The organism is Promicromonospora sp. NPDC050880 (genome assembly GCF_044456525.1).
Classification (GTDB): domain Bacteria; phylum Actinomycetota; class Actinomycetes; order Actinomycetales; family Cellulomonadaceae; genus Promicromonospora.
The window spans coordinates 464,542-488,978 of sequence record NZ_JBITFV010000002.1; the positions used below are offsets into that span (position 1 = coordinate 464,542).

Consider the following 24,437-nt stretch of genomic DNA (forward strand, 5'->3'; position numbering starts at 1 on the left):
CGGGTCAGGCGCGCAGCGCCCGGTCCAGGTCCACCCAGAGGTCCTCCACGTCCTCGATGCCCACCGACAGGCGCAGCAGGTCCTCCGGGACCGTCGTCGCCTCCGTGCCCCACCGGCGGCGGCGCTCCAGCATCGACTCCACGCCACCGAGCGAGGTCGCGGGGAGCCACAGGCGCACGGCGTCGACGACGGCGTCGGCCCGCGCCGCGACGTCGTCGGCACTCCCGGGCCGGGGCCGGGGGCGGACGCCGATGATGGCGCCGAACCCGGTCATCTGGGCCTTCGCACGCTCGTGCCCGGGGTCGCCGGGCAGGGAAGGGTGCCGCACCTCGGCGACCTCGGGGTGGTCCGCGAGGCGCCGGGCCAGCTCGGCGGCGTTGGTCTGGGCCCGCTCGAAGCGCAGCGCCAGGGTGCGCAGGCCACGTAGCGCGAGCCAGGCCTCGAAGGGTCCGGCGATGGCGCCGTGCAGCGTGCGGTGGTCGCGCAGGGTCGCGGCCAGGGCGGCGTCCCGCGTGACGAGCGCACCGAGCACCACGTCGGAGTGGCCCGCCAGGTACTTGGTCACCGAGTGCAGCACCACGTCCGCGCCGTGCTCCAGCGGGCGCTGGCCCAGCGGGGTCGCGAAGGTGTTGTCGACCACCGAGCGCACACCGGCCGCGCGGGCCGCGCCGAGCACGGCGGGCAGGTCCGCCACCTCCAGCATCGGGTTGGTGGGCGACTCGACCAGCAGCAGGTCCGCGCCGTCGAGGGCCGCGACCACGGCGTCCGTGTCCGCGATGTCGACGTACCGCAGGGTCACGCCGTGCCGCTCGGAGATCTGCCGCGCCAGCACCATGCCCGCCTGGTAGGCGTGGCGGGGCAGCACGAGCGTGCCGCCGTCGGGCACCAGCGAGAAGGCCGCGGCGACGGCGGCCATCCCGGACGAGAACAGGATCGCGGTGGCGGCGGCGCCCGGCCCGGACGCATCGCCGTCCGCCCGGCGGGCCGTCCCGGCACCGCCGTCCTCCAGTGCGGCGAGCGCCTCCTCGAACGGGTGCCAGGCGTCGTTGTCCCCGCGCGCGTACGACAGCTCGTCCGGGGTGACCACGCCGCGCGAGACGTACGTCGAGTTCATCGGCACGGACGGGTTGACGTGACCGCCCTGCTCGCGGGCCGGGCGTCCGGCGGCGACGGCGATCGTGGCGGGGGCGAGGGTGCCGGGCTCAGGGGTGGTGCTCATGGTCCGGAGAATACGGCCGCCCCGAGCCCGGCGCCCCGGCCGTCCGCGAGGCGATCCGGCGGGGTCGGGCCCGCAGGCCACCCGGACGCGTCATGCGCCCGACACCCGCGGCTGCCGGACGCGGCGGACCACCAGGGACATCAGCGCCGCTCCGGCGCAGAGGGCGCCCGCGCCGTACCAGACCGCGTCGTACGAACCCGTCGTGTCGCGCACCAGGCCGCCCGCGTAGGCCACCACCCCGGCGCCGACCTGGTGCGCGGCGAGCACCCAGCCGAAGACGATCGGCGCGTCCTCGCCGTAGAACTCGCGGCACAGGGCGAGCGTGGGCGGCACGGTCGCCACCCAGTCGAGCCCGTAGAACACGATGAAGAAGACCATCGGCATCTCCACGTGCGGGGCCATGAGCGAGGGCAGGAACAGCAGCGCCACACCTCGCAGCGTGTAGTACACGCCCAGCAGGACGCGCGGGGAGTACCGGTCGGTCAGCCAGCCGGAGCCGATGGTGCCGATCACGTCCACGACGCCGATCACCGCGAGCAGGCTCGCGGCCACCGTGATGGGCATGCCGTGGTCGTGCGCGCCGGGCACGAAGTGGGTGCGGACCAGCCCGTTCGTCGTCGCGCCGCAGATCGCGAAGGCGCCGGCGAGCAGCCAGAACGGTCCGGTGCGGGCGGCGTCGAACAGGGCGGTGACGGCGCGGCGGGCCGCGCCACGCGTGGGCGCGGGCTTGGGCGCGTACGTGCCGCCGTAGGGCGCCAGCCCCATGTCCGCGGGGTGGTCGCGCAGCAGGAAGAGCACGAGCGGGATCGCGACGAGCGCGGCGATGGCCACCGTGACCGACGCCGGCCGCCAGCCCTGGTTCTCCACGATCCACGCGAGCAGGGGCAGGAACACGAGCTGGCCCGACGCCGTGGCCGCCGTGAGCACGCCGCTGACCAGGCCGCGCCGGGCCACGAACCAGCGGCCCGTGACGGTGGCCGTGAACGCGAGCGCCATGCTGCCGCTGCCCACGCCGACCAGGAGGCCCCAGCCGAGCACGAACTGCCAGGGCTCCGACATCCACACGGTCGACAGGGCGCCGCCGGTGATGACCACGAGCGCGAGGCTCACCACGGGGCGCATGCCGAACCGGTCCATCAGGGCGGCGGCGAACGGCGCCGTCAGCCCGTACAGCACGGACTGGAGGCCGACCGCGAACCCGATAGTGGCGCGCGACCAGCCGAGCTCCGCGTGCAGCGGGTCCACGAACAGGCCGGGCGCCGCGGTGAAGGCCGCGGCGCACATGACGGTCACGAAGCTGACCAGGGCCACCCACCAGGCCGGGTGGATGCGGGGCGCGGGGCGCGGCGGCTGCGGGGCGTTCCGGCCCGCATGTGCGGGGACGTCTGTCTGGGTCACGGCATCAGCATGCTGTGACCTCTGCGCGCGGAACAGTGGCCCGAAGGACACGCATCGATAGGTTCGGGCCATATGCTGGGGCCATGGCCCAGAGCACCCTGTCCCCGGCGCCACGCCGGCACCGCGTCGCGGTCCTGATCCGCCCCGGCTTCATCCCGTTCGAGCTGGGCATCCCGCACCGCATCTTCGGCATCGCGCGCGACGCCGGGCACCGGCCCCTGTACGACGTGGTGACCTGCACACCCGGCGGCCCGGGCCTGGTGCGGTCGGACTCCGACGTGCTGGTCCACGTGGAACACGGGCCCGAGGTCCTGGAGACGGCCGACACGGTGGTGGTCCCGGCGTCGCACACCACGGGACCGGACGGCGCGGACCCGGCCGCCGGGGACGCGGGGCTGACGCCCGAGCTCGCCACGGCGCTCGCCCGGATCCGGCCGGGCGCACGGCTCATGTCCATCTGCACGGGCGCCTTCGTGCTCGCGGCCGCCGGGCTGCTGGACGGCCGCCCCGCCACGACGCACTGGCTGGAGAGCGACCGCTTCCGGCGGCTCTACCCGCGCGTACGGCTCGACCCCGACGTCCTGTACACGGACGACGGCGACGTGCTCACCTCGGCGGGCGTGGCCTCCGGCGTCGACCTCTGCCTGCACGTGGTGCGGCGTGACCATGGCACCGCGGTCGCCCAGGACGTCGCCCGGCGCACGGTGGTGCCGCCGCACCGCGACGGCGGCCAGGCGCAGTACGTCCGGCGGCCCCTGCCGGGACCTGTCCGGTCCGCCGGCGCCGGGACGGACGGCGCCGACGCGGGCACCGTGGCCACCCGCGCCTGGGCGCTGGACCGCCTGGAGCAGCCCCTCACCCTGGCCGCGATGGCCCGGCACGCGGCGATGTCGGTGCGCACCTTCACCCGCCGGTTCCGGGACGAGACCGGCGAGAGCCCCGCCCAGTGGCTCACCCGGCAGCGCGTGGAGCACGCCCGGACCCTGCTGGAGACCACGGCCCTGCCGGTCGAGCAGGTGGCCCGGCGCTGCGGGTTCGGCACGGCCCAGTCGCTGCGGGCCCACGTGCAGGCGGCGCTCGGGGTGACGCCGTCGGCCTACCGCCGCACGTTCCGTCGCGAGGGGGACGCCGCGGCGTGAACCGGCGGCGGGGTGGCGGTGCAGAGGTGACCGATCCGTGACCACCTCCGGCGCACGTCAGGACCTACGCTGGAGCCATGGGACGAGCCGGACTCCGCACTGCCCTGACAGCCGCAGTCGCCGCGCTGCTCCTGGCCGGCTGCACCGGCACCACCGAACCTGACCGGGGAACGGACGGGTCCGAGCCGGCGCCCGTCGCCTCGGTCCCGCCATCGGACGACGGCACACCGGACGACAGCGAGCCGGACGACGGCACGAGCGACGACGGCGCCGGCGCACCGGGCGACGGCACGCCCGACCCGACCGCCCCAGCGACGGAGACCGCGGCGGGCCCGCCCTTCGCCGCCGACACCCGGCCGGACACCGCGGAGCCCACGGGCGAGGGCGAGACGTTCCTGTCCGTCACGGACGTCCGCGTGGCCCGGCACGACGGCTACGACCGCGTGGTGTTCGACCTGGACGGCACGGGCAGCGGCAGGCCCGGCTGGCGCGTCGAGTACGTCGACGAGGCGACGGACGACGGATCCGGCCACGCCGTGCAGGTGGACGGCGACGCGATCCTGCGGGTGTCCCTGTCGGGCACCGCGGCCCCGACGGACAGCGGCGTCGAGGAGTTCGCCGGCGACCGCATCGAGCCGGAGGACACGGAGTCGGTGGACGAGGTCGTGTACCGCTACTGGTTCGAGGGGTACACGACGGCGTTCCTGGGCATCGACGAGGGCGAGCGGCCGTTCCGGGTGTTCCTCCTGGAGAACCCGACGCGCGTCGTGGTCGACGTCCGGCACTGACGGGTCAGCCCGCGACCTCCGACTTCTTGGGCCGTGCCAGCAGCGTGGCCGCCAGGTCGGACAGCGGCAGGGTGCCCGCCAGCACGTCCACGACACCGGCCGTGATGGGCATCTCGACGTCGTGCGCCCGGGCCAGCTCCAGCACCGACTGGGACGACTTGACGCCCTCGGCGGTGCCGCCGGTCGCCTCGATGGCCTCGGCGAGCGTGAGGCCCTCGCCGATGTGCTTGCCGAGCCGGTGGTTGCGGGACAGCGGCGACGCGCACGTCGCGGTCAGGTCGCCCATGCCGGCCAGCCCGGCGAACGTGGCGGCGTCGGCCCCGAGCGCGAGGCCCAGGCGCGTGATCTCCACGAGGCCGCGCGTGATGAGCGTGGCGAGCGTGTTCCAGCCGAAGCCCTGGCCCTGGGCCATGCCCGCCGCGAGCGCGATGATGTTCTTCACGGCACCGCACAGCTCCACGCCCACCACGTCGGTGTTGGTGTAGGGGCGGAAGTAGCCGGTCGAGCAGGCGTCGGCCACGAGCTGGGCCGTGGCCTCGCTGCGCGAGGCGACCACGGTCGCCGTCGGCTGCCGCGCCGCGATCTCGGGCGCCAGGTTGGGCCCGGAGACGACGGCGACACGCTCGTCCGGCAGCTCCAGCACCTCGGCCATCACCTGGCTCATGCGCTTGTCGGTGCCGAGCTCGACGCCCTTCATCAGGGAGACCACCACGGCGTCGGGCTCCACCAGGTCCTTCATCGACTCCAGCGTCGCGCGCGCGACCTGGGACGGGACCGAGACCACCACGACCGACGCGCCCTTGAGCGCCACGGCGGCGTCGGTGGTGCCCCGCATGGCGGGCAGCTGCACGCCCGGCAGGTACTTCTCGTTGCGGTGCGTGCGGTCGACGGCGTCGAGCACGGCGGTGTCGCGGCCCCAGAGGGTGACGTCGCAGCCGGCGTCGGCCAGGACCATCGCGAAGGTGGTGCCCATCGAGCCCGCGCCGAGCACGGCGACCCGGGGCTGGGCCTGCGTCGGGGCGCTCACGGGCGCTCCACCGGCGGGTAGGTGGTCATCTTGGCCTCGTAGTCGGGGTGCTTGCGCAGGTCGAACCGGGGACGCGGGGCCTTCTCGCCGCGGATCTGCTCCAGCTCGGCGGTGATGCCGTCCATGATGCGGCTCGTGGCCTCACGCAGCGTGGCGGTGTCCTGCGGCAGGTCGTACAGGTCGCTGAGGTCGACGGGCGGGCCGGTGCGGATGGTCACCTTCTTGCGCGGCCAGGGCCAGCGCGGCATGCCGTACCGGGGCATGATCTCCGTGACGCCCCACTGGGCGATCGGGAGCACCGGGAGCCGGGTGGTGAGCGCGATGCGGGCTACGCCGGTCTTGCCCTCCATGGGCCAGTAGTCGGGGTCCCGGGTCAGCGTGCCCTCCGGCAGGATGGCCACGCACGCGCCGTCACCGAGCTGGCTGGCGGCCTCCTGGAGCGACTCCGTGGCCTTCGTGGAGTCCCGGTCGACCGGGATCATCTTGGTGCCCCGCAGCGCCCAGCCGGTCAGCGGCGAGGTGAACAGCCCGCGCTTGGCGAGGATGCGCGGCTCGCGGCCGTTGTCGAAGAGGTAGTGCGCCAGGGTCAGTGCGTCGAGCTCCGTGACGTGGTTCGCCGCGGCGATGAACCCGCCCGTGGCCGGGAAGTTCTCCCCTTCCCCGCCCTTCCAGTCGTACTTGCACAGCGAGAACATCAGGTTCCGCACGAGGAACGCTATGAAGCGGTACATGCGGGACTCAGGACGAGGTGTCGACACGGCCGAAAGAATACTCGGCCGCGCCGACACCCCGTGCCGGGTCAGCCGCGGGTGACGTCCGCGCCCAGGGCCTCCAGCTTGTCCTGGAAGTTCTCGTAGCCGCGGTCGATGAGGCCGATGCCGCGCACCGTGGACCGGCCCTTGGCGGCCAGCGCCGCGATGAGGTGGGAGAACCCGCCCCGCAGGTCGGGCACCTCGATGTCGGCGGCCGACAGCGGCGTGGGGCCGGAGACGACGGCGGAGTGGTGGAAGTTGCGCTGACCGAACCGGCAGTCGCGCCCGCCCAGGCACTCCTTGTAGACCTGGATCGTGGCGCCCATCTTGCGCAGGGCGTCGGTGAAGCCGAACCGGTTCTCGTACACGGTCTCGTGCACGATCGACAGGCCGGTGGCCTGCGTGAGCGCGACGACGAGCGGCTGCTGCCAGTCCGTCATGAAGCCGGGGTGGACGTCGGTCTCCAGCACGATCGACTTGAGGTCGCCACCGGCGTGCCAGAAGCGGATGCCGTCGTCCTGCACCTCGAACCGGCCACCGACCTTCCGGAAGGTGTTCAGGAAGGTCATCATCTCGGGCTGGGTGGCGCCCTTGACGGTGATGTCGCCGCCGGTGGCCAGCGCAGCGGAGGCCCAGGAGGCGGTCTCGATGCGGTCGTTCAGCGCCGTGTGCGTGTAGCCCTCGAGGCGGTCGACGCCCTCGATGCGGATCACGCGGTCGGTGTCCACCGAGATGATGGCGCCCATCTTCTGCAGCACCGCGATGAGGTCCATGATCTCGGGCTCGATGGCCGCGCCCGAGAGCTCGGTGATGCCGTCCGCGCGGACCGCCGTCAGCAGCGTCTGCTCGGTGGCGCCCACCGACGGGTACGGCAGCGAGATCTTGGTGCCCTGCAGGCGACGCGGCGCGCGCAGGTGGATGCCGTTGGGCCGCTTGTCCACGACGGCGCCGAACTGGCGCAGGATGTCGAGGTGGTAGTTGATGGGCCGGTCGCCGATGCGGCAGCCGCCCAGGTCCGGGATGAACGCCTCGCCGAGGCGGTGCAGCAGCGGCCCGCAGAACAGGATCGGGATGCGGCTCGAGCCGGCGTGGGCGTCGATGTCGGCCACGTGGGCCGCCTCGACGTTGGACGGGTCGAGGTCGAGGATGCCGGCGTCGGTGTCGTACTTGACGTTGACACCGTGCAGGTCCAGGAGCCCCGAGACCACCTTGACGTCACGGATCTGCGGCACGTTCCGCAGCACACTCGGCGTCTCCCCCAGGAGGGAGGCCACCATGGACTTCGACACGAAGTTCTTTGCGCCTCGAACGGTGATGGTCCCGGTCAACGGGTTGCCGCCGTTCACATACAGCAGATCGTTCATATCCTCGTCGTCGTCTCGTTCGTTCGTTCCGATGATGGGTTTCCTGGCGGAGCCTCCGGGGGCGCCCGGTCGATCCTGCCCCTCGCCGCCGGTCGTGCCAACAGGCGCACGTGCGGGAGTATTCACCGTTCACTACACCTTCACTCGCGCCGCACGCCCGCGCAGTTCGACACGCCGCCGCGCCCCGTCAAGACCCCATCCATAGAATGAGACGGGGTTCCCGGATCGCGGACAGGTGCTTAGTGTCCAGAGCATGAGCACCGCATCATCGAGCGCCGGGACCGCCGCCGGCGAGCAGGATCCGCCAGCTGGGAACTCCCGCGGCCGCGTCGTCGTCGCCTCCCTCATCGGCACGTCGATCGAGTTCTACGACTTCTACATCTACGCGACGGCGGCCTCGCTGGTCTTCCCCGCGCTGTTCTTCCCGAACGCCGAGGACCCGACCACGCAGCTCCTGTCGTCGTTCGCCGTGTTCGGCGTCGCGTTCGTGGCGCGGCCGCTGGGCTCGGTGCTGTTCGGCCACTTCGGCGACCGCATCGGCCGCAAGGCGACCCTCGTGGCGTCGCTGCTCACCATGGGTGTCGCGACGGTACTCATCGGGCTCATCCCCGCCGCGTCCACCCCTGGCTGGTCGGTCGCGGCCCCGGCCGTGCTGGTGCTCGCCCGGTTCTGCCAGGGCCTGGGGCTGGGCGGCGAGTGGAGCGGCGCCGCGCTGCTGGCCACCGAGAACGCGCCGCAGGGCAAGCGCGCCGTCTACGGCACGTTCCCGCAGCTGGGCGCGCCGATCGGCTTCATCCTGGCCAACACGGTGTTCATCGCCCTGTCGAGCGCGCTGACGCCCGAGCAGTTCGCGAGCTGGGGCTGGCGCATCCCGTTCCTCGCCTCCGCGATCCTCGTGATCGTGGGCCTGTGGGTGCGCCTGTCGCTCCTGGAGACCCCCGCCTTCCGCAAGGTGCTGGAGGCCGAGGCGGTCAGCAAGGTGCCGGTGGCGCGCGTGTTCCGCAGCTCGTGGAAGCAGATCGTGTCCGGCACGTTCATCATGCTGGCCACGTACGTGCTGTTCTACCTGATGACGACGTTCACGCTGAACTACGGCGTCGCGCCGACCGCACCCACCGACGGCTCCCCCGCCGGCCTGGGCTACGAGAAGATCGACTTCCTGTGGATGCTGATCCTCGGCGTCGTGTTCTTCGGGGTCTTCACGCTGCTGTCCGGGCCCATGGCCGAGCGGTTCGGCCGCCGCAAGCACCTCATCTGGGTGACCGTCGCGATCATCGTGTTCGGCGGGCTGTTCGTGCCGCTGTTCGCCGGGGGCACGTTCGGCGTGCAGACGCTCCTCATCCTGGGCTTCACGCTCATGGGCCTCACGTTCGGCCCGATGGCCGCCGTCCTGCCCGAGCTGTTCCCCGCCAACGTGCGGTACACGGGTTCGGGCATCGCCTACAACCTGTCCTCGGTGCTGGGCGCGGCCGTGGCCCCGTTCATCGCCGTGTGGCTCTGGGCCGGCGCGGACGGCTCCCCCGTGCTGGTGGGCGTGTACCTGTCCGCCATGGCGGCCATCACCCTGGTCGCCCTGCTCCTGGAGCGCGAGACCCGCGACGTCGCCTACGCGGACAACGTCTCGGCCTGATCACCCCGCCGACGACGGCCCGCCGCACTGGTTCATCCCGGGGCGGCGGGCCGTCGCCGTGCGCAGGCCCACCACCGTGCACCCGACCGCCGACACCTCTAGGCTGTTCTACGTCGAACTGCCCGGGCAGCCAAAAGGCCCGCCGGTGGAGACCGACGGACCCAGTGGAACCGCTCGAACGGAGTGACCTGCCTCCGCCTTCGAGAAATACGCTAACCCGCCTCGGATGCCTGCACAAGATGACAACCGCTGCTGTCGCTCCGCTCTCGATCACTCGGTGGATCAGTCCGGCACGCTTCGCACCGTACGAGCGTGCGGCCTCCGGGAACGTGCGGCACGCCGTGCGCCTCTACGACTGGAACCGCGAGCTGTCGGGCGCTGTCTACGAGCTGCTTCACATGTTCGAGGTCGCTCTGCGGAACGCCATGGACGAGCAGCTCTGCGTCTGGAGCGCGCAGCAGCCGCGCTCCCACGGCATGGACCTTCATTCCGGAGCCTGGCTCCTCGACCCCGCCCCGCTCCTGAACCGCCTGACACGGAACGGGCAGGACATCCACAAGGCACGACGCCGAGCCACAGCCAGTTCGCAGTCCTGGCAACCGGTCCGCCAAGTGACCCACTCGGACGTACTCGCCCAGCTCTCCCTGGGGACGTGGCGCTACCTCCTGCCCAACCGGGACGCGGGACGGCAGCACCTCTGGGACGACGCGCTGCGGCACGCGTTCCCAAACCTGGGCGCACCCCCGCGAGTACTCACGGCGAAGGTTCACGACATCCATCTCCTCCGCAACCGGGTGGCGCACCTTGAGCCGCTGCTCCGCACCCAGGTGGTGCGTGCCCGCCTGACCGACGTGCTCACGGTGCTCCGAGCGATCGACACCGTGCCCGAGCAATGGGCAGCCGGACACCAGCGGGTGTCCCAGGTGCTCAAGGCACGCCCGCACTGAGCTAGCGTGGGCGGGTGGAGATCGGCGCGCTCGTGGCAGCCTGTGCAGCCGTTCTCGTCGGAGCCGGGCTGCAGCGGGTGGCCGGGATGGGGCTCGGGCTGGTGGCCGCGCCCGTGCTCACGGTCCTGCTCGGCGCGTCGGTGGGCGTGCTGGTCAGCAACGTCGCCGCCATCGTCACGGCGCTGTTGATCCTGCGGGCGCTGCGCGACGGCGTGGACTGGCGGCGCGTGATCACGATCCTGCCGCTGATGCTCGTCGGCTCGGTGCTCGGCGCGCTCACCGTCCGGGAGGCCGACACCGCCTGGCTGGACGTCATCGTCGGCGGCTCCGTGCTGGTCGCTCTCGCCGCCTCGGCGCTGCTGCGCCGGCGGGTGCGGATCACGGGCCGTCCCGTCGCCGTCCTCACCGGGCTGGCCGCGGGCTTCATGAACACGACGTCGGGCGTGGCGGCCCCCGCGTGGACCGCGTACGCGCTGGCCACCCGCTGGGAGCACCGGTCCTTCGCCGCGACGATGCAGCCGCTGCTCGTCGTCATGAACACCATGTCGGTGCTCACCAAGCTCGGGCTCGGCGCCATCCCCGCCGGGTCGGCCCCCGCGTGGTGGGTGTGGCCCGTGCTCCTGGCGGCGGTGCTCGCAGGCGTGGCGCTCGGCGCGTCCCTGGCCCGGCGTGTGCCGTCGCGCGTGGCATCGCGCATCGCGACCACCGTGGCCGTGGCCGGTGCGGTGACGGCGCTGGTGCGCGGCCTGCTCGGCCTCTGAGCTTTGGCCGCTCCGGCGCCGGTCCTCTTCGGTGTCAGTCCGCCTCGACGTCAGTCCTCCTCGGCGAACACCACGTCCCGCCTGCGGCGCACCATCGGCAGCACCGCCACCACCAGCGCCAGCACCGCCAGCCCGAGCAGCGCCGCCGAGATGGGCCGCGTGAGGAACACCGTCGGGTCGCCGTGCGAGATGAGCAGCGCCCGGCGCAGGTGGTTCTCCAGCAGCGGCCCCAGCACGAACCCCAGCAGCAGGGGCGCGGGCTCGCAGCCACAGCGCACGAGCACGAACCCGCCCACCCCGAGCACCGCCATGACCAGCACGTGGAACGGGTTCTGGTCGATCGCGTAGGTGCCGATGCACGCGAACGCGATGATCGCGGGGAACATGACCGAGTACGGCACGTCGAGCAGCTTCACCCACATGCGGATCAGGGGCAGGTTCAGCACCACGAGCAGCAGGTTCCCGATGAACATGGACGCGATGAGGCCCCAGACCAGCTCCGGCTGGGCCGTCATCACGCCCGGCCCGGGCTGGATGCCCTGGATGATCAGGGCGCTGAGCAGCAGCGCCATCACAGGGTGCGCCGGCAGCCCCAGGGCGAGCAGCGGGACGAACGACGTCTGCGCCGCCGCGTTGTTCGCCGACTCCGGCCCGGTGACGCCCTCGATCGCACCCCGCCCGAACTCGTGCGGGCGCTTCGAGACCCGCTTCTCCACCGCGTACGCCCCGTACGCGGCCAGCACGTGCCCGCCGCCCGGCAGCACGCCGAGCACCGAGCCCAGCCCCGTCGCGCGCAGCACGGGGCCGACCATCCGGCGCCGGTCCTCCCGGGTGGGCCACAGGTTCTCGACCCTGGCAGCCACCCGCACGCGGGTGCGGGGGTCGTGCAGGTTCTTCAGGATCTCGGCGATGCCGAACACCGCCACCGCGACGGACACGAAGCTCAGCCCGTCCCACAGCTCGCGCACGCCGAACGTGAAACGTGGCACCGCCGTGTACAGGTCCTGACCGATGGTGCCGAGCAGGATGCCGAGCACGATCATCGCGAGCGCCTTGAGCGCGGACCCGCTGGCCAGTGCGATGGACGCCACGAGGCCCAGCACCACCACCGCGAACATCTCGGCGGAACCGAAGGTGAGCGCCGCGGCCGCGAGCGGACCTGCGGCGGCCGCCAGCACGAACGTGCCGACGACGCCCGCGAAGAAGGAGCCGAGCGCCGCGGCGGCGAGCGCCACGCCGGCCCGCCCCTGCCGGGCCATGGGGTGGCCGTCGATCGCCGTCACGGCCGACGACGACTCCCCCGGGATGTTCAGCAGGATCGCGGTGGTGGAGCCGCCGTACTGCGCCCCGTAGTAGATGCCGGCGAGCATGATGATGGCCGACACCGGGTCGTCGAACCCGAAGGTCAGCGGCAGCAGGAGGGCGATGGACGCCGTCGGGCCGATGCCGGGCAGCACCCCGACGGCCGTGCCGAGCGCCACCCCGAGCAGGCAGAACAGCACGTTGTGCACGGCCAGCGCCTCGGAGAAGCCGAGCGCGAGGTTGTCCAGGAGATCCATGCTCACCCACCCAGCCAGTCGCCGAACAGCGGCAGGCGCAGCTGCAGCGCCAGCACGAAGACCACCCAGCACAGGGCGGTCAGGCCCACCGCGATCACGAGGGTCCGGCGCCAGGAGACGCCGTCGCGCGCGAGGGCCGCGAGCAGCACCGCCCCGAACGTGGCCGGGAGCACGCCCAGACCGTCGACGGTCAGCGCGAAGAAGACGATCGCCCCGGAGATCGCCGCGATCGGCCGCCACTCCAGGCCGGCGAGCGGGCGCGGGTCGGGCTGGTCGGCGGCGTCGGGTGCCGGGGTGTCCGGTGCGTCCGGGGCGACGTACGCCTTGACGACGCACGCCACCCCGAGCAGCGCCAGGAGCAGGCCCAGGGCGAGCGGCAGGTAGCCGGGCCCCATGTCGAGCAGGTCGCCCAGCTCGTAACCGAGCGCGCCCACTGCGAACGCCGCCCCGAGAACCACGAAGATCAGGCCCGCGACGAGGTCCCCCGTCGATCGGGGCCGCAGCGTGCGGATCTCAGCCTCCCTGCGTGCCGATGACGTCGGACCAGGTCGCGATCTGCTCGGTCAGCAGCTCGGTGTGCGCCTCGGGGGTGGCCCGGTCGAGCTCCACGGGCGTGGTGCCGAGCCCCGCCATCTGGTCGATGACCGACTGGTCCGCCAGGGCGGTCTGGAGCGCCGCGGTGAGCTTCTCCACGACCTCGTCGGGCGTCCCGGCCGGCACGTACAGGCCGTGCCACACCGACACCGCGATGTCGGGCTGCCCGGCCTCGGCCGTGGTGGGCAGGTCGGGCAGGGCGTCGATCCGCTCCGGCGTCGTGACGGCGTACGCCTTGACGGTGCCCTCCGTGATCTGGGTCGTCGTGTTGGTGGTCTGGTCGCACATGAAGTCGACCTGCTTGCCCACCAGGTCCTCCATGGCCGGGCCGGTGCCGTCGTAGGGCACCACGGTGACCTCGACCCCGAGCGCGCTCGTCAGGAGGCGTCCGCACAGGTCGGAGGCGGCGCCCTCGCCGGCCGTGGCCATCGTGACCTCGCTCTCGTGCTCCTGGACGTAGGTCACGAAGTCCTCGAGGGTGTCGGGCTCGAAGTCGCTGCGGGCGATGATCGTCATGGGCACCTCGGTGACCAGGCCGACCGTCCTGAAGTCCGCGACCGGGTCGTACGCCAGCGCGTCGCCGTAGAGGGCGGGCGCCGTGGACATCCCGATGTGGTGCATGAGCACGGTGTACCCGTCGGGGTCCTCCGCGGCGACCTGCCCGGCGGCGACCGTGCCGCCCGCGCCCTCGACGATCTGGACGCCCAGCTCCTGCGCCATGGGCTCGGCGATCATGCGGGTCACGGTGTCGGTGGGGCCGCCGGCGGCGAAGGGGACGACGATCTCGACGTCATCCTCCGGGTACGCGGCCGGGTCGGCGCCCGACGAGCAGGCGGCGAGGGTGAGACTCAGGCCGGCCAGCGCACCGAGGTACGCGGCTGCCTTCCGGGGTCCGGGGGTCATGTCCGTCTCCGATCATCGTTGATCCGGTAGAGGTGGGGCTTGGCCGTGCGGGTGAGATCCGGTCGAGACCGTGACAGTACCGCCGCGCATGTGACGTGCGCCACAAGGTTTCGACGGCTTGACCGAACGGTGACCTGGGTGCACGAGCGCGCCAAGGCCCGCGCGCACCACCGGCACCGGGCTCAGCCGGGCTCAGCCGGGCTCAGGCGGACCCTGACCCGCCGGAGTCAGGCCGGGTGCTCGTCCGGCACCCGTTCCAGCACCGCCCGGGCCGGCCGGTCCGCGTCGTACCGCACGGCCACCTCGTCGCCGACCGCGTGCGCGGCGCCCCAGCCGAGCTCGGTGAACGTCTGCTCGCCCGCGAACGGGTGACGCCAGGTGACGGTGGTCGCGGTGCGCGGACGGCCGTTCAGCACGACCTTGCCCGCGCGCTCCACCGTGGTCACGGTGCCCGTCGCCCGCTCCCCCGTCCGGGCCAGCCGGTTCCGCGCCGCCGCACGTGACCGGAGAACGACCAGCACGCCGCCCACCGCACACAGCACCAGGGCCACCAGGCCGAAGACGGTCTCCAGCCAGTACGCGTAGCCCTCCTGGAGCCGGGCCTCGTCCGGGGCCCCGGGGTCGTAGAGCACGGTGACCCGTTCCCCGACGTCGTACGCCGGCGGGCTGGTGCCCGTCCTGCCGGTGACGGTGTGCTCCTGCCCGCCCACCTCGTAGGCCACCACGGGGTGGTAGACGGAGCGTGTCCGGCCGTCGCCGTCGCGACTGAGGTCCTCGTCCAGCCCGACGACGACGCCGTCGGCGGGCCGTGCGCTCGCCAGGAACTCCGCGGTGCCGGCCGCCAGGACCCCGGCGGCCGTACCGAACACCGCCCCCATCGCGAGCAGGCCGATGCCGACGAGGAGCAGGATCCGGGATCTCACGGGGGTATCGAACCACGCCGCCGGGCGGGACGTCCCGGGACGCACGGGCGTCCGGACGCCGGGACCAAGGACCCTGCGGCGGCGACGCGCCGGCCGCCGCCTCAGGACTCCGCGGCCTCCGCCAGCAGCGCCTCGCGGTTGGCCCGGACGAACGCCTTCAGCGAGGCCGGTACGAGGTTGACGCCGGCGAGCGCCGCGTCGTCGCGCAGGTCGACGTGCTCGACGTCGTAGGTGCCCCGGACCGGCTCCTGGAACTCCGGGCCGGACCGCAGCGCCAGGTCCATCGAGACCAGGCGTGCCAGGAAGTAGTGGTGCACCGCGACGCCCGCGTCCTTGGGCTGCGAGGTGAGGAACACCTGCCGGACGATCTTCGCCGTCGCGCCGAGCTCCTCCAGGAGCTCCCGGTGCAGACCGTCCTCGACCGAGGTGTCGGTGGGCTCCACGCCGCCGCCGGGCGTGACCCAGTAGGGTGCCCGGCCCGGGACGGTCCGCCGCATCAGCACGAGCCGGCCGTCCTCGTCGAGCAGGAGTGCCCGGGCGCCGCGCCGCACCACCACGGCGGGTACCGCCGCCGGAGCCTCGTCGACCACGGGCGCCTGGCGCAGGTACCCCTCGAACAGGGGGCCGCCGGCCGCGTCGAGGGTGGCCCGGGCCACCTCGACCATCGCGTCGTCGTCGTACCGGGCGGCCACCCAGCGGCCCGCGTACCCCGGGTCCCACGCGCGCAGCTCGCGCAGCAGCCACTTGCCGCCACCGTCCCACCGCCCGGCGGCCGCCAGGGCGAGGTGCCCGACCCGTTCCCACAGCACCGACCGCACCACGTCCGCCTCGCCGATGTCGCGCGCGTACGCCAGGTCGTCCAGCAGATCGGTGACGCCGTACCGGGCGTCCTCCAGCACCGCCTCCGACGCCGGACCCGGGCCCGCCTCGACCAGCTCGCGGCACTCGGCCTGGAGCCCGGCCACGAGGTCCGGGTCACCCGCCACCGGCACGCCCAGGGCGATCATCCGGGCCAGCGTCGGCTTGCGGCGGGCCGTCTCGTTGGCGATGAACCAGCGGTGCCCGGCCTCCGTGTTCACGAACAGCTCCACGGGCCAGCCCCGCCAGCGGACGGCGTCACGGTGCCCCACGGCGTCGTCCGGCACGCACACCACGATGTCCAGGTCGGAGCCCGCCGTCCGGGACCCGGGGTCGAGCACGCTCCCGCCCAGGAGCGCCCACCGGGCGTCGGGATAACGGCCGGCGATCAGGGCGGCAGCATCAGCGACGGGGTCCACATCCGCCATCCTTGCGCACGATGCCGGACCTACACATTCGTTTCCGTGAACCCCGGCCCTCGGTCTCGTGAACCCCCGTCCACGATCGGACGAACCGTGCCCGTCACGTGCCCGTCACGCCGTGCGCGTGCGCTCGTAGTGGCGGCGGGCCTTCATGCGGTTGCCGCACAGCGCCATCGAGCACCACCGTGCCCGGTTCGGCTTGCTGTGGTCGACGAGGAACCGCGCGCACTCGGTGTTGGCGCACGGGCGCAGGCGCCCGGGGCTGTCCCGGCGCACCGCGTCCCAGGCCAGCACGGCCCGGACGGCGGGACGGCGCGCCTCGGCCACGTCGACCTCCCACCCGACGCCGTCGTCCGTGAGGGCCGGGCGCCGCCGGACGCCGTCGAGCAGCGGGGCGAGCGCCGCGACCTGCTGCTCGCCCCGCACCAGCGCCTGGAGCACGCCACGGGCCTCGGCCGTGGCCCGCCGCTCGGCGGCCGTGCCCGTGCCGCCGCGGGCACGCAGCCACGCCGCGTCCAGCTCGTCGCGCGGTTCGCCGTCGACCACGGGCGTGGTGTTGAGCAGGTCGAGCAGGAACGTCTCGTCGTTCGTCACACCTAACCTCCAAACCTCACTTGACAGGTTACACGACGATCTGCTGTCGTTCTAACCACCAAACCAATCGAAAGAGGTTAGAGATGGGCGCCGTCCACCACCGCTGGGCCACCGTCGCCGGACAACGGCTCTTCTACCGGGAGGCAGGCTCGGCCGACGCGCCCGTGATCGTGCTGCTGCACGGGTTCCCGGCGGGCTCGCACATGTTCCGCGAGCTGATCCCCCGGCTCGCGGACCGGTACCACGTCATCGCCCCCGACCACCTCGGGTTCGGCCTGTCCGACGCCCCGCCGGCCGACCAGGTCGACTACACGTTCGACCTGCTCACGGACCTGACCCAGGGGCTGCTGGCGCAGCTCGGCGTCAGGCGGTTCGCGATCTACGTGCAGGACTACGGCGCGCCCGTCGGCTGGCGCCTCGCGCTGCGCGACCCGGGGTCCGTCACCGCGATCGTCACCCAGAGCGGCAACGGCTACGAGGAGGGCTTCGTCGAGGAGTTCTGGCGCCCCGTCCGGGACTACTGGCGCGAGCGGACGCCGGAGACCGAGGCCGGGGTGCGCGGCGCACTCACCCTGGAGGCGATCCGCTGGCAGTACCTGACGGGCGAACCCGACCCGACGCTCGTCAGCCCGGACACGTGGCACCACGACCACGCGCTGGTGTCCCGCCCGGGCAACGACGCGGTGCAGCTCGCCCTGTTCGGCGACTACGCGAGCAACCCGCCCCTGTATCCGCGGCTGCACGCCTACCTGCGCGAGAGCGGCGTGCCGGTGCTCGCGGTGTGGGGCCGGGGCGACGAGATCTTCGCACCCGCCGGCGCGGAGGCGTTCGCACGGGACGCGCACGACGCGGAGGTCCACCTGCTCGACGGCGGGCACTTCCTGCTGGAGAGCGCCGGCGCCGAGGTGGCGGACCTGATGCTGGACTTCCTGGGGCGCCGGCTCACCCCGGCGTCCTGACGGGCCGCCCGCGTCGGGGACGGCGGCCTCGCCGTCAGGACGGCAGTGTGTCCGTCAGGACGGCGGCGTCGCCGGCCCGTAGAGCGCCGCGGGCGCACCGGTCACGAGCGCCCAGTACCGGTCGCCGTAGGACCAGTGCCACCACTCGGTCGGGTAGTTGACCATCCCGGCCGAGCCCAGGGCGTGGGCCAGCACGCCCCGCAGCGCCCGGGCCTCGGGCGAGATGTCCGGCGCGTCGAAGTAGCAGCGGCCGCCGGACTGCTCCGGGGTGGCGTCGATCGGCGTGCCCATGTCGAGGGGGCCGTCGGCGTCGGCCAGCGTGAGGTCCGTGGCGGCGCCCGCCACGTGCGGCGCCACGGCGATCGGCGAGACGAAGCGGCTGGTCAGGATCTCGAGCCGGTCGGCGTCGATGCCCGGGTGCTCGGCGGTCACCTCGGCGGCGTAGGTGTCGATGATGCGCTGCTGGTCGTCCGGGTGCCGGTGTCCCTCGACGACCTCCAGGTGCAGCCCGTCCGGCAGGAGGCCCTGCGCCCGCCGCAGCCGGGTGGCGACGCTCGCGCGGACCAGGGCGCCGGCCGGGCCGAAGCTCTCGTCGAGCACCACCAGGGGCTCGTCGGACTCCTCGACCGGGATCCGGGACACGCGCGAGTCGGACAGCAGGACGATCTCGCCGTCGCCACCGGGTGCGGGGAGCGTCGCGACGCGCGGCGTCTCCTGGCCCGAGGGAGCGGCGGGCAGGCTGGAGGTCATGAGACTCCTGACAGGTCGGTGCAGGCGCGGAGCCCGTCGTAGTTGTGCCGGGCCAGGTCGGCCCGCCAGCCGGTGAGCACCTCGGGCTGGCCGGTGCTCGTCATCACCGTCGGGACGAACTCGGAGTCGACCACCTCGCGCCCCTGCACGGTCAGCCGCAGCACCCCGGCCCGGGCGCTGTACGGCTCGTCCAGGCCTTCGCTGTACCAGAGGAAGTTGCCCAGCCCGTACGCCACGTAGGCGCCGTCGAGGTAGCCCGCGCCCTGGAGCACGTGGGCGTGCGAGCCCACGATGATGTCGGCGCCCGCGTCGACCAGGCCGCGGGCGAACTCGGCCTGGCGGCCGGTCGGGCAGGCGTCGTACTCCGCGCCCCAGTGCGGCAGCACGACCACGAGGTCGCTGTCCGCCCGCGCCTCGCGCACCGCCGCGTAGGCCCGCTCGGTGTCGAACGCCATCGCCATGCCGGCCCGGTCCGGGGTGGCCGCCCACTCCTCGGCGAGGTCGTCGACCTGGCTGAACGCGAGGATCGCGACGTCGACGCCCTGGACGGTCCGGTGCACGGCCGCGTACGCCGCGTCGGCGTCCGGCCCCACCCCGACGGTGGTCAGCCCGCCCGCGGCGGCCTTGCGTACGGTGTCGGCCAGACCGGGCAGCCCGTAGTCCATGGTGTGGTTGTTGGCCAGGCTGACCACGTCGACGCCCGCCTCCGTCAGCGCGGGCACCGCGGCGTCCGGCGCCCGGAAGAGGTAGTTCTTGTCCTCGGGCACGCCCCGGGACGTGATCGGGGTCTCCAGGTTGAGCAGGGTGAGGTCGCCGTCCGAGAGCTCGTCGGCCACCGGACCGAACGCGGTGGCCGGGTCGTCCAGCAGCTCGGCCACGCGGTCCTCGAAGTGCGCGTCCCCCGCGAACGTCAGGGTGATCTCGGGCGGTTCAGCGGGTTCGGTGCCTGCCGACGCCGTGGCGCAGCCCGCCAGGGCCAGCAGCGTGGCACCCGCCACGAGCGCGGCCGCCGGACGGGCGGTCCGTCGTGCGGTCATCGGTCCACCTCCGAGAGAACGGGCGCGGGGTCCGGGACGGTGGGCGCCGAGCCCGCGCCGCCGCGCGGCCGCAGGCGCCGGGTCACCACCTCCACGAGCGCCGTGTCCACCACGCCGCACAGCACGACGACGGCGGTGAGCACCAGCGGCTCCAGCACCGCCACGGCGTACTGCGCGCCCTGCCCCACGTACCCGAGCCGGGCCAGCGCAGCGTGGTCGACGAGCGCGAGCACCGGGATCTGCACCAGGTAGATCGCCACGGCGGCGGTGCCCACGCGGGTCAGCCCGCGGTGGCCGAACCGGCCCGCGGAGATCCGCGCGACCAGGGTCAGGGCGAACGGCAGCACCGCGAGCCCCGCCACCACGACGGCCAGGTCGTCGGGGAAGCGCGGGACGCCCAGCACCGAGGCGCCCACGAGGGCGACGGCACCGCGCTGCACCAGCGCCCGCCGGTCGGCCGTCTCCGCGAGGCGGTCGGCCACCGCGCCCAGCCGCAGGCCGGCCAGCAGGAAGACCAGGAAGGTGACCGCCGGGGTCAGCAGCGTGAGCGCGGCGAGGCCCGCGACCACGACGGCCGTCGGCAGCCGCCAGGTCAGCCGCGCCACGAGGGGGGCCAGGGCGAGCGACCAGAGCAGCGAGTACTCGGGCGGGGGCAGCAGCACGAGCGGGACGATCTCGGGCAGGCCCCGGGCCGGGATGCCGGTGAAGCCGGAGTTGAACTGGCGCAGCACGACGAGCGTGAACCCCAGCCACGCGACGTGCGCGACGAGCAGCGGCAGCGTCCAGCCGAGCAGCAGGCGCCGCCAGCTCCCGATGGCCGGCTGCTCCACCGCCCGGCCCAGCGAGGTGAGCAGCAGCGGCAGCCCGAGCACGCCCAGGACGGCGCCCAGCCACCACCACACGACGGGGACGGGCAGGTCGATCACCCACGCCACCTGCAGGTAGTGACGCTCGACGAGGAAGGCGACGACGACGGCGACCACGCCGACGGCCGCGCTGGCGGTCCGGGTCACTGCTGCGGCTCGTATCGCCGGGGCACGCGCTGGCCGATGCCGGTCAGGATGTCGTTCGTGTTGGTGCCCGCCCAGCGCGCCCAGTCGTGCACCGTGGGCTCGCCGTGGTCCCCGGGACCGAACATGACGGCCACGTCGCCCGCACGCACGGGCAGGTCGCCGACGTCGAGCACCACCTGGTCCATGGCCACCCGGCCCGCGACCGGGCAGCGCACCCCGTTGAGCTGGAACTCCGCCACGCCGGCCGCCTGCCGCGGGACGCCGTCGGCGAACCCGAGCGGCACGAGCGCGAGGGTCGTCTCGGCGCTGGTCACGTAGTCGAGGCCGTAGTTGACGCCGGTGCCCGCCGGGACGCGCTTGGTGAGCACCACCTGGGCGCGCACCGTCATCGCGGGGCGCAGGCCGTGGCTCACCCCGGCCACGGGCTCGACGCCGTACAGGCCGATGCCGACCCGCTGGAGGTCGAACCGGCTCTCCGGCAGGCGCAGCGCCGCCGCGGAGTTGGCCACGTGGACGATCTCCGGGTCGAGCCCGGCGTCGGCCGCCAGCCGGCGTGCGACGTCGAAGGACAGGAGCTGCTCCGGGAGCCCGTTCATCTCCGGCTCCTCGGCGCTGGCCAGGTGCGACCAGATGCCGCGCACCCGCACCGCGCCCTCCCGGTGCAGCAGGCTGGCGCGCTCGAAGAGCGGCTGCCAGTCCTCGGCGCGGGCACCGCCGCGGGACATGCCCGTGTCGAGCTTGAGGTGCACGTTCGCGACGTGCAGGGTGGCCCGCGCCGCCTCGGCGACCGTCTCCAGCGCCTCGGTGGTGGCCACCGACACGTCGATCCCGGCCAGGAGCACCTTCTCGAAGGTCTCGGTCGGCGGGTACAGCCAGACCAGCATGGGGGCGGTGATGCCGTCGGCCCGCAGGGCGAGCGCCTCGGTGGGGCTGGACACGCCCAGCCAGGTGGCGCCGCCCGCCAGGGCGGCCTTCGCCGCCCGGGTCGCGCCGTGGCCGAACCCGTTGGCCTTGACGATCGCCATGACGTCGGCCCCGGTGCGGGAGACGAAGGTGCGCGCGTTGTGCGCGATGGCGTCCAGGTCGACCACCGCCTCCGCCATCACGTCCATCGGCCGGGAGATCGCGTCCGTCGCCCGAGGCGGGGAGGTCGGTACTTGCACGGCGGCACCCTTCCGGAGGTTTCTGCTCACACTCCAGTCCGTTCAGTGTTCGTCGCAGTGATCAGACGGGGAGCAGGTGCCCGATCTTCGGTGTCAGCGAGAGTCACAGAGTCTAGGGTATTTTCTCCGGTGAGCCGTGAACCGGGCAGTACGTCGCCTTGAGGTCGAGCGGTGCCTTGCACGAGGATCCGGGCCCGGGGCGCCCACGCGCGCCCCGTCGTGCGCGGCCGCCGAGGCCGTGGTCGCGTGACCGGACATGTCCCGAGATTGAGAGACCGATGCCGAGAAGAACCCGTGTCGTCGTGCTGTTCGGCGGACGCAACACCGAGCACGAGGTCTCGTGCCGCTCCGCCGCCAGCGTGGTGCAGCACCTCGATCGCAACCGCTACGAGGTGGTGCCGATCCGCATCACGACCACGGGGCACTGGGTGGTGGGCGCGGACGCCGGCCCGGCCGACGTGGACGACGCCGCCCTGCGCGCGATGACGCCGGAGCCCGCCGTGCTGCCCAGCGTGGTGGAGAGCCTCGCGCGCGCCATCGACGCGGTGCGCGACGCGGACGTGGTGCTGCCGATCCTGCACGGGCCGTTCGGGGAGGACGGCACGGTGCAGAGCGTGCTGGAGCTCGCCGGCGTCCCGTACATGGGCAGCGGCGTGCTCGCGAGCGCCACCAGCATGGACAAGGACTTCACCAAGCGGGTGCTCTCGACGCGCGGCATCCCCGTCGCGCCGGGTGCGGTGCTGCGGACGGCGGACGACGAGCTGTCGCCGCAGGACATGGAGCGCATCGGCCTGCCCGCCTTCGTCAAGCCGTCGCGCGGTGGCTCCAGCGTGGGTGTGACCCGCCTGGACGACTGGGCCCAGCTCCCGGCCGCGCTGGAGACGGCGCGCGAGAGCGACACCAAGGTGCTGGTCGAGGCGGCCGTCCCCGGGCGGGAGATCGACCTCGGCGTGCTGGAGCTCCCGGACGGCCGGCTGCTGACCAGCCCGCCCCTGGAGATCAAGGTGGTCGACGACCACGGCTGGTTCGACTACGAGGCCAAGTACGAGGCGGGCCACACCGACTTCGTGGTGCCGGCCGACCTGGACCCGCGCATCGGCGACCAGCTCGCCGCCGTGGCGGTCGAGGTGTTCCGCGAGCTGGGCTGCTCCGGCCTGCTCCGCGTGGACTTCTTCCTGCCCGAGGTGGACGGCGAGGTGGTCCCCACGGTCAACGAGGTGAACACCATCCCCGGCCTGACCTCCATGTCGCAGTTCCCGCGGATGTGGAAGGCCGTGGGCACCGAGTACCCGGAGCTGCTGGACATCCTGATCGACACGGCGCGGGCACGGGGGCCGGTCCCCGCCATCCTGTCGTGAGCGCACCCGGTCAGGCCGCGGAGACCATCCCGATCCCGGTGGTGGCCCCCGCGGCCGCGAGCAAGAAGCCGCGGGCGGGGTGGGCCGACGTCGCCAAGGGTGTCTGCATCCTGCTCGTCGTGCTGTGGCACGTGATCATGAAGATGTACCTGGCGATCGACTGGCACCTGCCGGTGCCGCTGCCGGGCCTGTGGGGTGCGTTCGGCGACATGCTGCTGCCGCTGCGCATGCCGGTGTTCTTCATGATCTCCGGCATGTTCGCGCTGTCGGCGACGGCGCGGCCGTGGTCGGTGGTGGCGCGCAGCCGGATCGCGCGGTTCTACTACCTCTACCTGCTGTGGTTCGTGGTGCACACCACGGTGCTGTCGATGGTCCCGGACTTCGACACGCTGTCCGCCCGCAACGCCCTGGACGTGCTGGAGCAGATCACCATCACGCCCACCAACCTCTGGTACCTCCTGGCGCTGGCGGTGTACTTCGTCATCGCCAAGGTGACTCGGAAGCTGCCCACCTGGGCGGTACTCGTGCCCGCGCTGGCCCTGTCGGCGATCGCCTCGGCGGGCCTGCTGGACGCGCCCGGCAACCGCGGCCAGCTCTACCAGAACCTGTTCTTCTTCCTGCTCGGCCTCCGGTTCCGGCCCCTGGTCGAACGCTGGGCCCAGGTCACCAAGCTCTGGCACCTCCTGGTGGGCGGGGCCGTCTACGTCGTGCTCATGGTGGCCATCCAGGTGCTGGACGCCAAGTACGTGTTCGGCGTGTGGCCGGCGATCTGCCTGTTCGCGGTGGCCCTCGGCGTCGCCGCCGCCGTTCAGCTCGACCGTCTGCGCCGGGTGGGCCCGCTGCTCGCCCGGCTCGGTCAGCAGACGCTGCCGATCTACGTGATGCACATGCCGCTGCTGGCGCTGGTGGCGGCGGCCCTGGTGGGCCCGTTCTCCGCGGCGGGCACCGGCGTGCAGCTCGTGCTGGCGGTGGTGCTGCCGATCGTGCTGGTGGCTTTGCTGGTCAGCGTCTGCCTCACGCTGCACTCGTGGCTGATGGACGCGGGCGCGACCTGGCTCTTCGACCTGCCGACGTTCGGCCGGGCGGGTCGTCGCGGGTCTCCCGCCACCACGGCGGGTTCGCCGGCACCGGTGGCTGCCGGCCCTGGTGCCGCGGGTACGTCCTGAACGGAAACCCTCACCACGCTCGGCGGCGATCTCCTGCGTGAGGTGCGCCGCCGAGCGGCGGGACCGGGTGGCTCGGGTCCTGGCCATCGGCCAGGCATGTCGAGGAGACGTCC

General features: G+C 73.2%; 23 protein-coding genes. 8 read left to right on the forward strand and 15 right to left on the reverse strand.

The features are described 5' to 3' along the window. Positions 1–4: 4 nt before the first annotated feature. Both ACIBBF_RS05960 and ACIBBF_RS05965 read right to left on the reverse strand, forming a co-directional pair. Positions 5–1,219 carry a trans-sulfuration enzyme family protein gene (locus ACIBBF_RS05960; protein WP_397411479.1) on the reverse strand — a complete coding sequence of 405 codons (1,215 nt, stop codon included), beginning with the start codon at positions 1,217–1,219 and terminating at the stop codon, positions 5–7. 90 nt (positions 1,220–1,309) lie between these two features. Further along, positions 1,310–2,617 carry an MFS transporter gene (locus tag ACIBBF_RS05965; RefSeq protein WP_397411481.1) on the reverse strand — a complete coding sequence of 436 codons (1,308 nt, stop codon included), beginning with the start codon at positions 2,615–2,617 and terminating at the stop codon, positions 1,310–1,312. An 83-nt stretch (positions 2,618–2,700) separates the two neighbouring features. Here ACIBBF_RS05965 and ACIBBF_RS05970 point away from each other — a divergent pair, with 83 nt between their 5' ends. Together ACIBBF_RS05970 and ACIBBF_RS05975 are read left to right on the forward strand one after the other, a co-directional pair. Further along, positions 2,701–3,756, forward strand: coding sequence for a GlxA family transcriptional regulator (locus tag ACIBBF_RS05970; RefSeq protein ID WP_397411483.1), 1,056 nt, complete (start codon positions 2,701–2,703; stop codon positions 3,754–3,756). Positions 3,757–3,833: 77 nt separating this feature from the next. Next, positions 3,834–4,544 carry a hypothetical protein gene (locus tag ACIBBF_RS05975; RefSeq protein ID WP_397411485.1) on the forward strand — a complete coding sequence of 237 codons (711 nt, stop codon included), beginning with the start codon at positions 3,834–3,836 and terminating at the stop codon, positions 4,542–4,544. Between the two features lie 4 nt (positions 4,545–4,548). Here ACIBBF_RS05975 and ACIBBF_RS05980 read toward each other — a convergent pair whose 3' ends face one another. From ACIBBF_RS05980 to murA, 3 genes are read right to left on the reverse strand one after another with little or no spacing between them, the layout of a single operon-like run. Beyond that, entirely contained in the window at positions 4,549–5,571 is a 1,023-nt protein-coding gene (locus ACIBBF_RS05980) for an NAD(P)H-dependent glycerol-3-phosphate dehydrogenase (RefSeq protein ID WP_397411487.1), read from the reverse strand. After that, positions 5,568–6,329 carry a lysophospholipid acyltransferase family protein gene (locus ACIBBF_RS05985; protein ID WP_397411489.1) on the reverse strand — a complete coding sequence of 254 codons (762 nt, stop codon included), beginning with the start codon at positions 6,327–6,329 and terminating at the stop codon, positions 5,568–5,570. The genes ACIBBF_RS05980 and ACIBBF_RS05985 overlap by 4 nt, the downstream gene beginning before the upstream one ends. A gap of 41 nt (positions 6,330–6,370) precedes the next feature. Beyond that, positions 6,371–7,687 carry a UDP-N-acetylglucosamine 1-carboxyvinyltransferase gene (gene murA / locus ACIBBF_RS05990; protein ID WP_397411491.1) on the reverse strand — a complete coding sequence of 439 codons (1,317 nt, stop codon included), beginning with the start codon at positions 7,685–7,687 and terminating at the stop codon, positions 6,371–6,373. Positions 7,688–7,940: 253 nt separating this feature from the next. On the opposite strand from murA, the gene ACIBBF_RS05995 reads away from it, so the two are divergent. From ACIBBF_RS05995 to ACIBBF_RS06005, 3 genes are all read left to right on the forward strand, one after another. Further along, a complete protein-coding gene (locus ACIBBF_RS05995) occupies positions 7,941–9,317 on the forward strand; it encodes an MFS transporter (protein WP_397411493.1) in 1,377 nt (458 codons plus the stop codon). Between the two features lie 239 nt (positions 9,318–9,556). Then, the gene (locus ACIBBF_RS06000; RefSeq protein WP_397411495.1) at positions 9,557–10,264 is read left to right on the forward strand and encodes a hypothetical protein; all 708 of its coding nucleotides are present in this window, start codon (positions 9,557–9,559) and stop codon (positions 10,262–10,264) included. A 14-nt stretch (positions 10,265–10,278) separates the two neighbouring features. Then, a complete protein-coding gene (locus ACIBBF_RS06005) occupies positions 10,279–11,025 on the forward strand; it encodes a sulfite exporter TauE/SafE family protein (protein ID WP_397411497.1) in 747 nt (248 codons plus the stop codon). Positions 11,026–11,075: 50 nt separating this feature from the next. Here the strand turns inward: ACIBBF_RS06005 and ACIBBF_RS06010 are convergent, their stop codons facing one another. The 6 genes from ACIBBF_RS06010 to ACIBBF_RS06035 all read right to left on the reverse strand — a co-directional run bounded on the left by ACIBBF_RS06010 (position 11,076) and on the right by ACIBBF_RS06035 (position 16,878). Next, positions 11,076–12,584 carry a tripartite tricarboxylate transporter permease gene (locus ACIBBF_RS06010; protein ID WP_397411499.1) on the reverse strand — a complete coding sequence of 503 codons (1,509 nt, stop codon included), beginning with the start codon at positions 12,582–12,584 and terminating at the stop codon, positions 11,076–11,078. 2 nt (positions 12,585–12,586) lie between these two features. Continuing rightward, positions 12,587–13,096, reverse strand: a complete 510-nt coding sequence (locus tag ACIBBF_RS06015) for a tripartite tricarboxylate transporter TctB family protein (protein ID WP_397411768.1) — start codon at positions 13,094–13,096, stop codon at positions 12,587–12,589. 1 nt (position 13,097) lies between these two features. After that, positions 13,098–14,081: a tripartite tricarboxylate transporter substrate-binding protein gene (locus ACIBBF_RS06020; RefSeq protein WP_397411501.1), complete on the reverse strand. Its 984-nt coding sequence runs from the start codon at positions 14,079–14,081 to the stop codon at positions 13,098–13,100. A 227-nt stretch (positions 14,082–14,308) separates the two neighbouring features. Continuing rightward, positions 14,309–15,004, reverse strand: coding sequence for a DUF3592 domain-containing protein (locus tag ACIBBF_RS06025; protein ID WP_397411503.1), 696 nt, complete (start codon positions 15,002–15,004; stop codon positions 14,309–14,311). A 101-nt stretch (positions 15,005–15,105) separates the two neighbouring features. Continuing rightward, positions 15,106–16,281 carry an NUDIX domain-containing protein gene (locus ACIBBF_RS06030; protein ID WP_397411505.1) on the reverse strand — a complete coding sequence of 392 codons (1,176 nt, stop codon included), beginning with the start codon at positions 16,279–16,281 and terminating at the stop codon, positions 15,106–15,108. Between the two features lie 114 nt (positions 16,282–16,395). Next, on the reverse strand, positions 16,396–16,878 hold the full coding sequence (locus tag ACIBBF_RS06035) for a CGNR zinc finger domain-containing protein (RefSeq protein WP_397411507.1): 483 nt from the start codon (positions 16,876–16,878) through the stop codon (positions 16,396–16,398). Positions 16,879–16,961: 83 nt separating this feature from the next. Here ACIBBF_RS06035 and ACIBBF_RS06040 point away from each other — a divergent pair, with 83 nt between their 5' ends. Further along, positions 16,962–17,837 carry an alpha/beta fold hydrolase gene (locus ACIBBF_RS06040; protein WP_397411509.1) on the forward strand — a complete coding sequence of 292 codons (876 nt, stop codon included), beginning with the start codon at positions 16,962–16,964 and terminating at the stop codon, positions 17,835–17,837. 54 nt (positions 17,838–17,891) lie between these two features. Here ACIBBF_RS06040 and ACIBBF_RS06045 read toward each other — a convergent pair whose 3' ends face one another. Genes ACIBBF_RS06045 through alr form a run of 4 tightly spaced genes read right to left on the reverse strand, consistent with a single transcriptional unit; the run spans position 17,892 to position 21,800 of the window. Further along, positions 17,892–18,587 carry a M15 family metallopeptidase gene (locus ACIBBF_RS06045; RefSeq protein ID WP_397411511.1) on the reverse strand — a complete coding sequence of 232 codons (696 nt, stop codon included), beginning with the start codon at positions 18,585–18,587 and terminating at the stop codon, positions 17,892–17,894. Further along, a complete protein-coding gene (locus ACIBBF_RS06050) occupies positions 18,584–19,624 on the reverse strand; it encodes a CapA family protein (protein ID WP_397411512.1) in 1,041 nt (346 codons plus the stop codon). Before ACIBBF_RS06050 ends, ACIBBF_RS06045 begins: the two co-directional genes overlap by 4 nt. Continuing rightward, positions 19,621–20,637, reverse strand: a complete 1,017-nt coding sequence (locus ACIBBF_RS06055; protein ID WP_397411514.1) for a hypothetical protein — start codon at positions 20,635–20,637, stop codon at positions 19,621–19,623. Before ACIBBF_RS06055 ends, ACIBBF_RS06050 begins: the two co-directional genes overlap by 4 nt. Further along, positions 20,634–21,800 carry an alanine racemase gene (alr, locus tag ACIBBF_RS06060; protein WP_397411516.1) on the reverse strand — a complete coding sequence of 389 codons (1,167 nt, stop codon included), beginning with the start codon at positions 21,798–21,800 and terminating at the stop codon, positions 20,634–20,636. The genes ACIBBF_RS06055 and alr overlap by 4 nt, the downstream gene beginning before the upstream one ends. A gap of 278 nt (positions 21,801–22,078) precedes the next feature. Between alr and ACIBBF_RS06065 the strand changes: the two genes are divergently transcribed. Both ACIBBF_RS06065 and ACIBBF_RS06070 read left to right on the forward strand, forming a co-directional pair. Continuing rightward, positions 22,079–23,158, forward strand: coding sequence for a D-alanine--D-alanine ligase family protein (locus ACIBBF_RS06065; RefSeq protein ID WP_397411519.1), 1,080 nt, complete (start codon positions 22,079–22,081; stop codon positions 23,156–23,158). Further along, positions 23,155–24,324, forward strand: a complete 1,170-nt coding sequence (locus ACIBBF_RS06070; RefSeq protein ID WP_397411521.1) for an acyltransferase family protein — start codon at positions 23,155–23,157, stop codon at positions 24,322–24,324. The genes ACIBBF_RS06065 and ACIBBF_RS06070 overlap by 4 nt, the downstream gene beginning before the upstream one ends. The last annotated feature ends 113 nt before the right edge of the window (positions 24,325–24,437 follow it).

Coding starts and splice junctions, on each gene's coding strand:
- ACIBBF_RS05960 (WP_397411479.1), bottom strand. CDS start 1,219: ATGAGCACCACCCCTGAGCCCGGCACCCTCGCCCCCGCCACGATCGCC.
- ACIBBF_RS05970 (WP_397411483.1), top strand. CDS start 2,701: ATGGCCCAGAGCACCCTGTCCCCGGCGCCACGCCGGCACCGCGTCGCG.
- ACIBBF_RS05975 (WP_397411485.1), top strand. CDS start 3,834: ATGGGACGAGCCGGACTCCGCACTGCCCTGACAGCCGCAGTCGCCGCG.
- murA (WP_397411491.1), bottom strand. CDS start 7,687: ATGAACGATCTGCTGTATGTGAACGGCGGCAACCCGTTGACCGGGACC.
- ACIBBF_RS05995 (WP_397411493.1), top strand. CDS start 7,941: ATGAGCACCGCATCATCGAGCGCCGGGACCGCCGCCGGCGAGCAGGAT.
- ACIBBF_RS06000 (WP_397411495.1), top strand. CDS start 9,557: ATGACAACCGCTGCTGTCGCTCCGCTCTCGATCACTCGGTGGATCAGT.
- ACIBBF_RS06010 (WP_397411499.1), bottom strand. CDS start 12,584: ATGGATCTCCTGGACAACCTCGCGCTCGGCTTCTCCGAGGCGCTGGCC.
- ACIBBF_RS06020 (WP_397411501.1), bottom strand. CDS start 14,081: ATGACCCCCGGACCCCGGAAGGCAGCCGCGTACCTCGGTGCGCTGGCC.
- ACIBBF_RS06040 (WP_397411509.1), top strand. CDS start 16,962: ATGGGCGCCGTCCACCACCGCTGGGCCACCGTCGCCGGACAACGGCTC.
- ACIBBF_RS06045 (WP_397411511.1), bottom strand. CDS start 18,587: ATGACCTCCAGCCTGCCCGCCGCTCCCTCGGGCCAGGAGACGCCGCGC.
- ACIBBF_RS06050 (WP_397411512.1), bottom strand. CDS start 19,624: ATGACCGCACGACGGACCGCCCGTCCGGCGGCCGCGCTCGTGGCGGGT.
- ACIBBF_RS06065 (WP_397411519.1), top strand. CDS start 22,079: ATGCCGAGAAGAACCCGTGTCGTCGTGCTGTTCGGCGGACGCAACACC.